Origin of the sequence: Janthinobacterium sp. EB271-G4-7A, from assembly GCF_020858075.1 — a bacterium.
Taxonomy (GTDB): Bacteria; Pseudomonadota; Gammaproteobacteria; order Burkholderiales; family Burkholderiaceae_D; genus Janthinobacterium; species Janthinobacterium lividum.
Map to the genome: position 1 here is coordinate 2,988,529 of NZ_JACYMI010000001.1, position 13,976 is coordinate 3,002,504.

Annotated in this window: 12 protein-coding genes; 5 read left to right on the plus strand and 7 right to left on the minus strand. The window is 63.6% G+C overall.

Annotated features, from left to right (window positions below):
• Window positions 1-92: 92 nt before the first annotated feature.
• From IGS58_RS13530 to fdx, 4 genes are all read left to right on the plus strand, one after another.
• Window positions 93-2,441 (plus strand): glucose/quinate/shikimate family membrane-bound PQQ-dependent dehydrogenase, encoded by a 2,349-nt coding sequence (locus IGS58_RS13530; protein WP_230522231.1) that lies wholly within the window; start codon window positions 93-95, stop codon window positions 2,439-2,441.
• A 137-nt stretch (window positions 2,442-2,578) separates the two neighbouring features.
• Window positions 2,579-2,992 carry a DUF6331 family protein gene (locus tag IGS58_RS13535; protein ID WP_230521707.1) on the plus strand — a complete coding sequence of 138 codons (414 nt, stop codon included), beginning with the start codon at window positions 2,579-2,581 and terminating at the stop codon, window positions 2,990-2,992.
• Between the two features lie 43 nt (window positions 2,993-3,035).
• Entirely contained in the window at window positions 3,036-3,668 is a 633-nt protein-coding gene (locus IGS58_RS13540; protein ID WP_034787358.1) for a carbonic anhydrase, read from the plus strand.
• Window positions 3,669-3,768: 100 nt separating this feature from the next.
• Window positions 3,769-4,101 carry an ISC system 2Fe-2S type ferredoxin gene (gene fdx / locus IGS58_RS13545; protein ID WP_230521708.1) on the plus strand — a complete coding sequence of 111 codons (333 nt, stop codon included), beginning with the start codon at window positions 3,769-3,771 and terminating at the stop codon, window positions 4,099-4,101.
• A gap of 44 nt (window positions 4,102-4,145) precedes the next feature.
• On the opposite strand, the gene IGS58_RS13550 is transcribed toward fdx, so the two are convergent.
• Window positions 4,146-6,194 (minus strand): M13 family metallopeptidase, encoded by a 2,049-nt coding sequence (locus tag IGS58_RS13550; protein WP_230521709.1) that lies wholly within the window; start codon window positions 6,192-6,194, stop codon window positions 4,146-4,148.
• Window positions 6,195-6,436: 242 nt separating this feature from the next.
• Here IGS58_RS13550 and IGS58_RS13555 point away from each other — a divergent pair, with 242 nt between their 5' ends.
• A complete protein-coding gene (locus IGS58_RS13555; protein ID WP_230521710.1) occupies window positions 6,437-6,673 on the plus strand; it encodes a DUF7661 family protein in 237 nt (78 codons plus the stop codon).
• A gap of 12 nt (window positions 6,674-6,685) precedes the next feature.
• Here the strand turns inward: IGS58_RS13555 and IGS58_RS13560 are convergent, their stop codons facing one another.
• From IGS58_RS13560 to IGS58_RS13585, 6 genes are all read right to left on the minus strand, one after another.
• The gene (locus IGS58_RS13560) at window positions 6,686-7,255 is read right to left on the minus strand and encodes a DUF1439 domain-containing protein (protein ID WP_070259815.1); all 570 of its coding nucleotides are present in this window, start codon (window positions 7,253-7,255) and stop codon (window positions 6,686-6,688) included.
• Between the two features lie 212 nt (window positions 7,256-7,467).
• Window positions 7,468-8,406: a hypothetical protein gene (locus IGS58_RS13565; protein ID WP_070259813.1), complete on the minus strand. Its 939-nt coding sequence runs from the start codon at window positions 8,404-8,406 to the stop codon at window positions 7,468-7,470.
• 35 nt (window positions 8,407-8,441) lie between these two features.
• Window positions 8,442-8,885: a hemerythrin domain-containing protein gene (locus tag IGS58_RS13570; protein ID WP_034787351.1), complete on the minus strand. Its 444-nt coding sequence runs from the start codon at window positions 8,883-8,885 to the stop codon at window positions 8,442-8,444.
• 104 nt (window positions 8,886-8,989) lie between these two features.
• A complete protein-coding gene (gene prsR, locus IGS58_RS13575; protein WP_070259811.1) occupies window positions 8,990-10,345 on the minus strand; it encodes a PEP-CTERM-box response regulator transcription factor in 1,356 nt (451 codons plus the stop codon).
• Between the two features lie 17 nt (window positions 10,346-10,362).
• Window positions 10,363-12,414: an XrtA/PEP-CTERM system histidine kinase PrsK gene (gene prsK / locus IGS58_RS13580; RefSeq protein ID WP_230521711.1), complete on the minus strand. Its 2,052-nt coding sequence runs from the start codon at window positions 12,412-12,414 to the stop codon at window positions 10,363-10,365.
• Window positions 12,411-13,799, minus strand: coding sequence for a TIGR03013 family XrtA/PEP-CTERM system glycosyltransferase (locus IGS58_RS13585; protein ID WP_151095105.1), 1,389 nt, complete (start codon window positions 13,797-13,799; stop codon window positions 12,411-12,413). The genes prsK and IGS58_RS13585 overlap by 4 nt, the downstream gene beginning before the upstream one ends.
• Window positions 13,800-13,976 lie beyond the last annotated feature (177 nt).

Genomic DNA, 13,976 nt, shown 5'->3' on the forward strand with positions numbered 1-13,976 from the left:
GGCGCCTGGCCGCCCGGTCAACAATAAAAGGAATCATCGTGAACCCTTCCAGTTCATCCACACCCGCAACGCGGGGTCAAGCAGCGTCGCCGCTGCGCTACCTGCCAGCCGCGCTGCTCATCTTGTCCGGCCTCTTCCTCGCTATCGGCGGAGCGTACCTCGCGTACCTGGGCGGCAGCTGGTTTTACCTGCCGATGGGCATTGCCACGTGCGCCTCGGGCGTGCTCGTCTGGCGGAGCAAGCCGGCCGGCGCCCTGCTGTTCGGTGCCGCCTTTATCGTTGCCCTGATCTGGGCCCCCATCGACGCGGGCTGGAACTTCTGGCCCCTGGTGTCGCGCCTGTTCGTCTTCGGCGTGCTGGCATGCCTGGTAGCCCTCGCCTATCCCGGCTTGCGCCGCACCACCGGCGTGCCGGCTGGCAAAGGCGCCTTCGCGCTGGCGGGCCTGATCGCCATCTGCCTGGCCATCACGGGCGTCAATTTCTTCCTGCCCAAGTCCGTCATCGAAGCCGATGTCGTGGCGAACGTGACGCCGGTCGCCCCCGGCGCGCAGCAGAAAAACTGGCTGCACTGGGGTAACACCACGGCCGGCAACCGCTTCGCCGCGCTGGACCAGATCAACAAGGGCAACGTCGGCCAGCTGAAACTGGCCTGGACGGCGCACACGGGCGACATCCCGCAAAGCAATGGTTCTGGCGCGGAAGACCAGAACACGCCGCTGCAAGTGGGCGATACCCTGTACGTCTGCACGGCCTACGGCAAGGTCGTGGCGCTGGACGCCGATACGGGCGCCGAGCGCTGGAAATACGACCCGCAAGGTTCCGCGCCAAACTGGCAGCGCTGCCGCGGCCTGGGCTACCATGAAGCGCCCGCCGCGCAGCCGCTGCCGGCCAGCGCCCCCAGCGACGCCGCCCCGGCCGCCTGCCGCAAGCGCATCTTGCTGCCGACCATCGATGCGCGCCTGATCGCGCTCGACGCGGGTACCGGTGAGCCTTGCGCCGATTTTGGCGAGCACGGCACCGTCGACTTGAAGGTGGGCATGGGCGAAGTCAAGCCCGGCTACTACCAGCAAACATCGACGCCGCTGATCGCGGGCGACCTGGTCGTCGTCGGCGGCCGCGTGGCCGACAATTTCTCCACCGGCGAGCCGCCCGGCGTGGTGCGCGCGTTTGACGTGCGCAGCGGCGAACTGGCGTGGGCCTGGGACCCGGGCAACCCTGCCATCACGAAACTGCCGCCGCAAGGCCAGACCTACACGCGCGGCACGCCGAACGTCTGGTCGGCCATGTCGTACGACGCCCAGCTGGACACCATCTACCTGCCGACCGGCAATGCCACGCCCGACTTCTTCGGCGGCACGCGCACGGCGCTGGACGACAAGTACAGCTCGTCCATCGTTGCCGTCAACGCGAAAACGGGCAAGGTGCGCTGGACCTTCCAGACCACCCACCACGACCTGTGGGACTTCGACTTGCCGGCCCAGCCGCTGCTGTACGACATTCCCGACGGCAAAGGCGGCACCCTGCCCGCGCTGGCGCAAGTGACGAAACAAGGCGAAATCTTCCTCCTCAACCGCGTGACGGGCGAGCCCATCGCGGCCGTGGAAGAGCGTCCCGTACCGCAAGGCAAGGTGCCTGGCGAGCGCTATTCGCCCACGCAGCCGTTTTCCGTCGGCATGCCGTCGATCGGCAACGCCACCTTGCACGAGTCCGACATGTGGGGCGGCACCGTGTTTGACCAGTTGCTGTGCCGCATCGAATTCAAGGGCATGCGCCACGAAGGCGTCTACACGCCGCCAGGCCTCGACCGTTCGCTGCAGTTCCCAGGCTCGCTGGGCGGCATGAACTGGGGCAGCGTCTCCGTCGACCCGACCACCAACTACATGTTCGTCAACGACATGCGCCTGGGCCTGGCCAACTACATGATTCCGCGCGCCGCCATTCCGAAGGGTGCCAGCGGCATCGAGATGGGCGTCGTGCCGCAGGAAGGCACGCCATTCGGCGCCATGCGCGAACGTTTCCTGTCGAAAGCGGGCATTCCCTGCCAGAAGCCGCCGTTCGGCACCATGTCGGCCATCGACCTGAAAACCCGCAAGCTCGTGTGGCAGGTACCGGTCGGCACGGTGCAGGATACGGGTCCGATGGGCATCCGCATGAAAATGCCGATTCCGATCGGCATGCCGACCCTGGGCGCGTCGATGTCGACGCAGTCCGGCTTGCTGTTCTTTGCCGGCACGCAGGATTTCTACCTGCGCGCCTTTGACAGCGCCACCGGCAAGGAAATCTGGAAACAGCGCCTGCCCGTGGGCAGCCAGTCCGGCCCGATGACGTATGTCTCGCCGAAAACGGGCAAGCAATACATCGTCGTCAGCGCCGGCGGCGCACGCCAGTCGCCGGACCGTGGCGACTACGTGCTGGCATACGCCTTGCCTGACAAGAAGTAAGCCGCCACGCAGGGCACACGCAAAACCGCCTTCGGGCGGTTTTTTCATGTCTTGCTGCATGGTGTGCCAGTTACCGCCGCGCTTGCGGTACGATGGCGCCTCTATCAGACAGTCACCGCGCATGCGGGAAAGCAAACATGACGGAACGCGACCATCAATACGATATCCAGATTGCCGAAGACGCATGGATCGAGTACATCGATATCGGGGAGCGCTATGCGCAAGCCGTCGGCATCGACGAGCACCTGGAGGGACTATGGCCACTGATCTGCCGCCTGGAAACCCATTGCGCCGCCGGCTGCTGCGGCATCGATGCCTTCGATTTCACGCGTGCAGGCATCGCTGCGGCGCTGCCTGAGCTTGACCGCGCGCAACTGCATGCCGCCTGTGCGCAGGCCCGCAGTGCCGTGGCAGCGGCCGCCAGCGACGTCTTCATGAGCAACACGATGAATCACATTGCCGATAAACGCGTGTTCCTGCAATTGATCGAGCATATCGACCGCTGCATTACGGGCCCTCAAAGGGGCCAGCCGGCAAGCCAGCCGCGCTGACATCGGCGATAATACGGGCTCACACCACTCTCTTCTTTTATTTATGCGCGACATCATTGCCGGATTTCTACGTTTCCAGAAGGAAGTCTTTCCTGAACGCCGAGAGTTGTTCAAGACACTGGCCACGGGACAGACGCCCAAGGCCCTGTTCATTTCCTGTTCCGACAGCCGCATGGTGCCGGAACTGGTGACGCAGCGCGAACCTGGCGAACTGTTCGTGATTCGCAACGCGGGCAACATCGTGCCCTCGTTTGGCCCGGAACCGGGCGGCGTGAGCGCGTCCGTCGAATTTGCCGTTGCGGCCCTGAATGTGACGGACATCGTCATTTGCGGCCATTCCGATTGCGGCGCGATGAAGGCCATCGCCACCTGCACCTGTCTCGATCACATGCCGGCGGTCAAGAACTGGCTGCGGCACGCGGATGCGGCGCGCATGATCAATGAATCGATCGAGCATGCCACGGAACAGGACCGCATCGACGGCATGGTACGCGCCAATGTCGTGGCGCAACTCAACAACATCCGCACGCACCCCTCGGTAGCGCTGGGCATCACGCAAAAGCGCCTGACCCTGCATGGCTGGGTGTATGACATCGAAAATGGCTCACTGGACGCGCTCGACGAGGCTACCGGCCAGTTTGTCCCGCTGGCGGAACATCCGGCATCGAAGATGTAAGCGCAGAAAGCCCCTGTTCAGGCGCAACATTGCGCTTGACCTTATCAAGGCGGGAAGGTTCAAGGTAGCGGTATTCAAGCGACATCAAGGAGAATCCCGCATGCCAAAAATTACCGTCCTGCCCCATCCCGAGCTGGCCCCCGACGGCGCCGTGTTTGACGCGCCGCAGAACATGAGCATTTGCGACGCATTGCTGCTCAACCAGATCGACATGGAACACGCGTGCGGCCAGGTGGGCGCCTGTTCCACCTGCCACGTGGTCGTGGTGCGGGGTTTCGATACGCTCAACGAACTGGGCGACAATGAGGAAGACATGCTCGACCAGGCCTGGGGTTTGCAGCCCCATTCGCGCCTGTCCTGCCAGGCCCGCCTCGCCCAGGAAGACCTGACGGTGGAGCTGCCCAGGTACACGCTCAACCACGCCAAGGAATAGTTCCCGGCGCGGTGCGCGACTGCCCTACGGGCTTACCACATGATTTACCACATGATCACGCGCTGCTCGGGCGGCAGGTACATCGGGTCGCCTGGCTTGATGCCGAACGCTTCATAGAAACCGGGCTGGTTCTTGACCGTGCCCTTGGCGCGGAATTCGCCCGGCGAATGGGGGTCGCTCTTGATCTGCGCGATGGCCGCTTCGGGACGCAATTTCGCGCGCCATTTCTGCGCAAAGCCGATGTACAGGCGCTGCTCGCCCGTCAAGCCATCGATGACTGGCGAAGGCTTGCCGTTCAAGGACCGCTGGTACGCCTTGTAGGTGATCGACAGGCCGGAATTGTCGCCGATGTTTTCGCCCAGGGTCAGTTCGCCATTGATGTGGTAGCCCGGCACGGGGCTGTAGGCGCCATACTGCTTGACGAGGCCGGCGGCCAGGGCCTTGAACGCCGTGCGGTCCTCTGCCGTCCACCAGTTGCGCAGACGGCCTTTGGCGTCGTACTGGCTACCGGAATCGTCGAAGGCATGGCTGATTTCATGGCCGAAGGTGATGCCCAGCAAGCCGTAGTTGACGGCATCTTCCGCCTTCACGTTGAAGAATGGCGGCTGCAAAATGGCGGCCGGAATCGTGATGGCGTTGAGCGACGGGCTGTAGCTGGCGTTCACGGTTTGCGGCGTCATCGACCATTCGTCGCGGTCGACCGGCTTGCCCAGCTTGGCCAGGTTTTGCTGGCGGCTCCAGGCGCGCGCGGCGCGCACGTTGGCGATCAGGTCATTCGGCTGCGTCTGCATGCTGCTGTAGTCGCGCCAGGTATCGGGATACGCGATCTTCGGCTTCAAGGCTGCCAGCTTGAGCTGGGCTTCCTTCTTGGTTTCCGGGCCCATCCAGTCGAGCTGCTCGATGCCATCCTTGAACGAGGCGACGAAATTGTCGAACATGGCCATCACGCGGGGCCGGGTTTCCGGCGGCAGATACATTTCCACGTAACGCTTGCCGACGGCGTCGCTGATGGCGCCATCCGTGAAGCGCAGCGCCAGTTGCCACTGCGGTTCGCTTTGCGGCACGCCGCGCAGCACCGTGCCGTCGAAGGCGAAACGCTCCTTGACCGTAGCGCTGTCCAGGAAGGAGGCATAGCTTTCGATGATGCGCCAGTTCAGATAGCTCTTCCAGGATTCCAGCGGCACGGCGGCCACGGTCTCGGAAAAGCCGGTCATGAAGCTGGGCTGGCGCACCACGGCCGAAGAGGCCTTCGGCGCCAGGCCGGCGGCAGTAAAGTAGGCGTTCCAGTCGAAGGCCGGCGCCAGTGCCGCGAATTTGTCGAAATCGACGCGGTTGTACGATTTGACGGGGTCGCGCATCTGCACGCGCGTCCACTGCACCGCCGCCAGGCGCGTTTCGAGGTCGAGGATTTGCGCCGCGTGTGCGGCAGCGGCCTTGTCGCCGCTCATGGCCAGCATGGTTTCGATATGCTTGAGGTATTTGGCGCGCACGGCTTGCAGCTTGGCGTCGTCCTCCTTCAGGTAGTAATCGCGGTCAGGCAAGCCCAGGCCGGACTGGCTGATGTTGACCGTGTAGCGCTCGGGGTCTTGCGCATCGGGTGCCACATAGGCGGAAAACGGCGTGGCAACGCCATTGCCTTGCAGGTAGGCCAGCAGCGCCGGCAAGTCTTTCTTGTCCTTGACGGCGGCGACGCGGGCCAGTTCGGCGCGCAGGGGCTTGAAGCCGGCCGCATTGCGCGCCTTGTCGTTCATGAAGCTCGTGTACAGGTCGGCGATCTTGTGCGCTTCGCTGCCGGGCTTGCCGGGGTTCTTGACGGTGGCATCGATCAGGCCGCGCAACTGGCCCTGGGCGATTTCACGCAATTCGATATACGTGCCCCAGACGGATTTGTCGGCCGGGATGTCCGTATTGCGCGTCCAGACGCCGTTGACGTAGCCGTAGAAATCATCCCTGGGGCTGACCGCAGGGTCCAGGGTTTTCAGGTCGATGCCGGAGACGGGCGCGGCGGCGGTAGCGCCTTGCTGGGCGTACAGCGCGGGCGAGGAGAAGGCGAACAAGGCGCAGCAGGCGGCGCTGATGAGTGAGCGTTTCACGAAGATTCCTTTAATTGTTTTAACTTCATGTTGGGGAACATGCTGTGTCCAGGCATGAGAGGCAGGATTATAGTCGGCCTGCTTGCGGGGCAACAATGGCGGTTGAACAACTCCTGTGATCCGATGTTCGCTGAAGCACGCCTCAAGCCCGCGCCGATGATCAGCAAATGTTACCATCTAGCAATAGCCATACCTGTCGCTCGCCACATCTTTTTGCCTGGCTCTTTAACTGGAGAAGTTTGATGCAGGAATTCAGATTCAATGTTTTCGGCACGCTGATTGGTGTCCGGGAGAGTCAGGGCGCCTGGCGCGCCTTCTATCTCGGTGCGGAAGGCAAGCGCAGGCCCGCCGATTTCATTATTCCGGACGATATTCAAGCAGATGCGCTATGCGAGTACCTGGCTGACCTGTTCCATGAAGAGGCGACGCCGCGCAATAACACGGCCACGCAAATCGGCGCGCCCGCGTTCGAGGCCTAAGCTACTTCACCACTACTTCACCGGCTCGAACGTCACGGTCAACCCATTGCCCGTGGTCCTGATCTGCGTGGGCACGAATTGCACGCCCGCATAGCGCAATTCGTCGGGTTTGAACGTATAGATCGGCGTTTCGTGCATGAGCTGGTCGGCCACCAGGCTGGCCACCTTGGCGAACTGGCGCTGCTGCGACTCGTCCATGCCATCGATGGTGACCTTGTCCACGCTCGCTTCGCTCAGGTAGACGGCGTTGCGCTGGGCGTCGAGCACGAGGCGGCCCGACATGGCCAGGCTGCCGCGCCAGCTCTGGCGGATAAAGGGCGGCAAGACGCTGGCGTCCACGCTGAGGGCAACCCGTTCGCGCTCGGGCTGTAGCGACAGTTGCGGGTGGGTCAGTTTGACATCCAGCACGGACAGCACGCGCTTGTCGATGGGAAAGCGACGCTCCAGGCCTTGCTGCATCTTGCTCAGCGACACATTCACGTCGCGCGGGCCGATCAGGGTGGAACACGAGGCCAGCACGCTGCAGGCAAAGGCAGCAATGGCGGCGGTTTTCAGCAAGGGACGCAGGGCGGTCAAGGTCATGGATAGTCTCGGTGGAAAGATCGCGCCATCTTACACATGGACCCGCTTCAACACAAACGGCGCCCGGCTTGCGGCGGGCGCCGTTTTTTACGTCAACGTCTTATTAATTATTAATGCACGAACAGGGCGATCAGTATGACGATGGGCAATGGAATGCCCAGCAGCAGCAAGAGGATGGAACGCATGGCAGTCTCCTAGATTAAATCGGTGAATTAAATGGTCACATGGCGCAGCACGCGCTCATGGTCGCGCTGGCGGCCGCCAAACGTTGCCGCCAGGCTGGCAACGAAAGCGCCCAGCAACAAGGCGACGAACATCCACAGCGCCGTGTGGGCACCGGCCTTGCGGGCCGTTTCAGCCGCTTGCTGAGCGGCAGCCTTGGCATCGGCGGCAGCCTTGGCGGCGCGGGCGTAGACGGCGTCGACGCGCGCTTCCGCTTCCGCCTGCGTCAAGCCCGTGCGGCTGGCCACGACCTGGCCCAGGTAGGCTCGGTCATCTGCGGCCAGGCTGCCCGTGGACAGGCCGGTGGCGAAGATCTTGCCGATTTCCACGCGCTGCTCGGCGGTGCTGGCATTGGCCGCAGGCGCCGCCAGGGTGCCGGTGGCGGTGGTAGCCGGTGCGGCAGGCGCGGCGCGCAGCAGCATGTCCGAGAAATAGTCGAGCGGATTGGCGCCGCTGCCCTCGCCTTGCTTGGCGCCAGCAGCACCTGCGCCCGCTGCCGCTGCGGGGGCTATGGCGGCCGCCACGCCGCTGCCCGCGTCGATGGCGCCGCTCAGCACGGCACGCGTGCCGCCGGCCAGCACAGCCACGGTGATCAGGGTGGCCACGGCCCAGGCCAGCAAGCCGTGGGCCGTATCGCGGAAATGCACCTCATCCGTGTGGATGGAACTCCATTTCACGCGCAGCCGGCCCGCCATGTAGCCGCCGATGCCGGACGCGGCCAGTTGCATGAAGGCCAGCCAGGCGATGGTCGACACGCCGATGGCCGTCGCGTTGAACGACCACGGCGACACGGACGACAGGCCCAGGCCCACGCCGAGAATCAGCAAAATGAAGGACAAGGCGGCCGCGGCGGCTGCACCCGCCAGCACGGCACCCCAGGATACGCCCGGATTGTTCAGGTCCGACACGGACAATTGTGTAGCTTGCATGGAATACTCCCTTGGTTGTTGATTTTTTAAGCCGCTCAGGCGGCGACGCCCGTCAGCTGTTCCTTGCGCGCGGCCATTTCCTTGCCCAGCGCGTCGAGGTCGACGGCCGTATGGCGCACTTTGGGAAACATGTCGCCCTCTTCTTCCTTGACGTGGTGCTCGATCTGCTCCGACAGCACCTTGACCTTGGCGTCGTACAGGTCGTCGGCGGGATCCATCGCGGTAATCTGCGCGATGAGCTCCTTGGCGCTCGCGTGCTCGACGACGGCTTCATCCATCAGGTCGCCGTCATGGATCGGGCGGCGCACGGCCGGGTAGAAGATTTCTTCTTCCAGCTGCGTGTGCACGGTCAATTCCTGGCAGATCTGGTCGGCCAGTTTTTTCTTGGTGGCAAAGGAGCGGTCGCTCAGGTTCTCATACTGCGCAAACAGGGCCTTGACGGCCTTGTGGTCCTTCATCAATAAATTGATCGCGTTCATAACCCCTCCTTGTTGTTGATGAGGCTAGGATGCGCCGTGACGGCGCCAGCGTATGTGCGACGCCATACACAATCTTGATATTTAATCCATATCAGTAAGACGGCTTACTTGATGCCGTGGTGCCCCATCAAGTCATACAGGGTGGGCCGGCTCACGCCCAGCAGTTCGGCCGCCTTGGCGATATTGCCGTCGGCGCGGGCCAGCGCGCGCACCATGACCTTGTACTCGGCCGCTTCGCGGGCCTGACGCAGATTGATGGATTCATCGGCGGGAGCGGCCTGGGCGCTGGCGGGCAAGCCCAGGTCATCGGCCGCGATCTGCGGCCCGTCGCTCATGATGACGGCCCGCTTGATGCAGTTTTCCACTTCGCGCACATTGCCGGGCCAGCCATAGCTTTCGATCAGCTGCAGCGCGCCGGCGCTGAAATGCAGGTTGCTGCGGCCTTCGCTGGCGCAGAACTTGTGCTTGAAATGCTGCGCCAGCAAGGTGCAATCGCCGGCCCGCTCGCGCAGCGGCGGGATGCGCAAGACAATTTCGCTGAGCCGGTAAAACAGGTCTTCGCGGAAACGCCCCTGTTCCGCCAGCACTTTCAGATCCTGGTGCGTGGCACAGACGATGCGCACGTCGATGGCGATCTCGGCACGGCCGCCCACCCTTTCGATCACTCTTTCCTGCAAGAAGCGCAGCAATTTCGCCTGCAACGCCATCGGCATGTCGCCGATTTCGTCGAGAAAGAAGGTGCCGCCATGGGCCAGTTCGATCTTGCCCAGGGTTTGCCGGGCCGCGCCCGTAAACGCCCCCCGCTCATAGCCGAACAGCTCGCTTTCCAGCAGGTTCTCCGGGATGGCCGCGCAATTGATGGCCACGAAACGTTGCGCATGTCGGCTCGACAGCGCATGCAAGCCCCGCGCAATCAATTCCTTGCCGCTGCCCGAGTCGCCCAGCAGCATCACGCTGGCCGACGAGGGCGCCACTTTTTCCACGCTGCGGCACAGTTTCAGCATGCCCGGATCGCGGCTGACGATGCCGGCCAGCGGAGAATCCGCCTGCGTCTGCAGCATGCGGCGGTTTTCCTGCTGCATCGCGTGCAGATAAAACGCGCGGGCGATGACCAGGCCCAGCATGTCGGCCTCGAACGGTTTCTGGTGGAAATCGTAAGCGCCCAGCGCGATGGCTTTCAAGGCATGCGCGCGCTCCTGGTTGCCCGACAGGATGATGACTTTCGTGTCCGGCGCCAGCGCAAGGATTTGCTGCAAGGTGGCGAGGCCTTCCGTGGCACCGTCCGGATCGGGCGGCAAGCCCAGGTCCATCGTCACGACGGCCGGCTGGTGGCGCCGCACCAGCGCCAGCGCCGCCTCGCGCTCGCCCGCCAGCAAGACTTCGTAGCCGTCAAAGCTCCAGTGCAACTGTTTTTGCAGGCCGGGATCGTCTTCGATGACCAGCAGTTTTTGCTTGCCCATGGCACCCCACTCCTTTGCTATGCCGCATGCAGCGGCAGGATCACGCGAAACGTCGTGCCCACCTGCGGCTCGCTGCGCACTTCCAGGCTGCCGCCCACTTCGCGCAGGTATTCGCGGCTTTCGAACACGCCGATGCCCATGCCCGCCGTCTTGGTCGTGTCGAACGGTTTGAACAGGCGCTCGCGGATGAATTGCTCGCTCATGCCCTGCCCCGTATCGTCGAGCTCGACAACGGCCGTGTGCTGTACGCGCCGCAGCCGCACGGCCACCTTGCCATCGCTGGCCGTGGCCTCGATGGCGTTCTGGATCAAATGTCCCAGCACCCGCTCCAGCCGCGCGCGGTTGGCCAGCACCGTCAGTTCGCCATCGACGATTTCCAGCCGGGGCGCCGGCGCCAGGCTGGCCTTGGCCGCCACGGCTTGGCGCAGCAAGCCGTCGAGCTGCAGCGGCGCCGGTGCTTCCGGCGCCTCGCCGCGCGCCAGTTTTTGCAGCAAGGTCTTCATTTTCTGCACGGAATGGTCGAGGGTGCCCAGCATGTCTTCCTGGAAGGCGGGATTGGCGCGGTGCTTTTCCGCATTGCTCAGTAGCAGCGACAACTGGAACACCAAATTCTTGAGATCGTGCACGATGAAAGTGGACATGCGGTTGAACGAGTCGAACTGGCGCGCCACCGTCAGGGTATCGAGCGACTCGCGGTGCGCCAGGTAGCTGGCGGCCTGGCTGCCGGCAATTTTCAGCACGTCGCGGATTTCCCAGTTCAAGACTATGCGCGTGCGGGGCCGCGCCAGCGCCACAAAGGCGAACAGCTGGCCATGCAGCATCAGGGGCACCAGCAGCCACACGTCGGGCAGCGCCAGCAGCGCGGGCGGCAAGCGCAAGCCGCCGTACTGGCGCGGGTTTTGCTGGCAATCGGGCACGTCGATCACCCAGAGTCTTGCCTCCAGAAACTGGCACAGGGGACCGGACGCCGGCTCGCTCCACGTGCCCGGCGGCCAGTTCCAGCTGGCGGCCGGGGCAAATTGCCCTTGCTCGCGCAAGATCCACAGCGCGCCGGCGCGGCTTTCCACCAGCTGCGCCATGGCCTGTATCGTGCGTTCACCCAGCGCCGGGCCATCCTCGGACAGCGCGCGCGTAAATCGCAGCCATTCCTCGCGGTAATCGAAGATGGCATTGTAAAAATGTTTATTGATCGTCACCTTGAGCTTGGCGCGCAGGCTGCCGGAAAACAGCACGCCCGCCAGCAGCAGGGCCGCGCCGCCCAGGTAAGCCATCTGCATCAGGGAACCCCAGGTGCCGCCGAAATAGCGCAAGTAATAGGCGCTGGCCGCCATGGCCAGCAGGTAGATGGCCGAGCCCAGCAAGGCAGCCGAGCGGTACAGCATCTGGCGCGAGACGGACAGGCCCAGTGCCCAGCCCGGATTGCGCGCGGCAGAGACGGCCAGCAGCGGCGCGCACAAGGCGTCGACGATGCCGCGCGCCGCCCAGATGTCATCGTTGACCGTGCGAAACAGCAAGGCGTCGCTGTACAGATAGAAATCATAGGCGAACAGCCCGCCCACGCCCAGGCAGGCAAACTTGATGCCCCAGCGTTTCAACGGTGGCGTGTTGCGGTACCACTGTTCCACCAGCAACATGCCCAGCACGGCCAGCAGCAAACGGCAGACACTGGCAATGATGCGCGCAGGCAATGGCAATGCCAGCCAGGATGAAGCCAGGGAGAACAGCCAGGGCGCCAGCGCCGTGAGGGCGATGCCGGCCAGCACGAGGCGCAAACGGGGCCGCGACGGTTCGATCAGCAGCAGCAAAAACACCAGCCAGGCCAGGGTGCGCAGCAGTTCCAGCGCATCGCCGGCCAAGGCGGTGCGCTGTCCCAGCAGCACCAGCACCACCGCGCCCGTGGCCCAGCCGCCCGTCGCCAGGCAAGCGACCAGCAAGGCGCGCACGTTTTGCCGCGCGCGCCAGTTGCTGATGAGCAGCAGCGCCAGCACGAAGAAAGCCAGCGACGCCAGGCCATGGCTGAGGGCCGCTGCGTCGGCCGCTGCCAGCCAGTCCGACTGCGCCCGTATCATCGGCTGCCCTTGCCAAACAGCACTACCTGCACCGTGTCGAGCAGGATCAACAAGTCGAGGAACAGGCTATTGTTCTTCACATAATACAAATCGTATTGCAGTTTGTTCACCGCATCGTCGACGGAAGCGCCATATTGATAGCGTACTTGCGCCAGGCCCGTGATGCCCGGCTTGATGCTGTGACGAATGTTGTAGTACGGCACCTGCTCCTTCAGTTGCTCGACAAAGTAGGCGCGCTCTGGGCGCGGTCCCACGAAACTCATCTCGCCGCGAAACACATTGAGCATTTGCGGCAGCTCGTCGATCCGCAGCTTGCGGATCAGCTTGCCCACGCGCGTAATGCGCGCATCGTTGTCCAGTGCCCAGATGGGCTTGCCATCGCGCTCCGCGTCGCAGCGCATGCTGCGAAATTTCAGCACATTGAAGGGCAAGCCGTCGCGCCCTACCCGCTCTTGCTGGTAAAACACGGGGCCGCCATCTTCCAGGCGGATGCACAGGGCCGTCGCCAGCATCACGGGCAGCGCGGCCAGGCAGATGACCCCGCTGGCGGCCAGGTCGAACAGCCGCTTCGATGCGGCGCGGAAAAAGCTCTGGTCGAAGCCGCCGCCATAGATCAGATAGCTCGGTTGCAGGGAATCGATGCGGATCTGGCACGCTTCGCGCTCGAAGAACGTGGCCGCATCGATCACCTTGACGCCGCCCAGCGCGCATTCCAGCAGTTGCTTGGCAGGAAACGCCCCATTGCGCCGGTCGCTGACGGACACGACGATCTCATGCGCGGCATGGCGCTGGGCCATGGCCAGCAGCGACGGCTCGGCCGGCAACAAGGCCGAGGCCGGCACGCAGCAGCGCTCGCCCGCCACATCGATGCAGCCGACCACCGTAAACTGGTGGAAACCGATCTTGCTCGCCGCCAGCTCCATGCATTCGCGCGCCAGCGCCCCGCCGCCCACCAGGATCAGCCGGCCTTCCATCAGCGCCGATTGCGAGGATTTGAACACCACCAGGCGCGCCAGCAGCACGCCGATGGCGCCCAGGCCGAAGATCAGCACGCTGCCGCGTCCGAAATGCAAGGAAGGAATAAAACGGATCAGCACGCTCAGCACGGCAAAACCCAAGGCGAACGACGGCAGGATGCGCAATAAGGTGTTGCGGATATCTTCGCGCGAGCGGTGCTGGTACATGCCCAGCGCGCTCATGCTGAAAACGATGACCAGGGCAAAGATCGAGGAAGACAGGTAAACCTCGCTCACCCGCAGCACGCGGCTGCCATCCGCCAGCCACAGCAGCGACGTCAGGGTGGCCGACAGCAGCAGGATCATGATTTCCAGCAACAGCAAGATAAACGCTGTTTTCGAGACGTAATGGCTGAAGATGCGGATCATGGGGCCTCCTGCGGCAAAGGCGGCACGCCGCGCACAGGGCGGCTTGCCACCGGTCTTGCCATCATGGCGAACTGTTCCACGAAGACATTGATACGCCACAAGCTACGGCCCCAGCTATCTTTCACTGGCAGAATTTATCTCAACACATTACCGATTGATGTGAAATGGACTATAGTA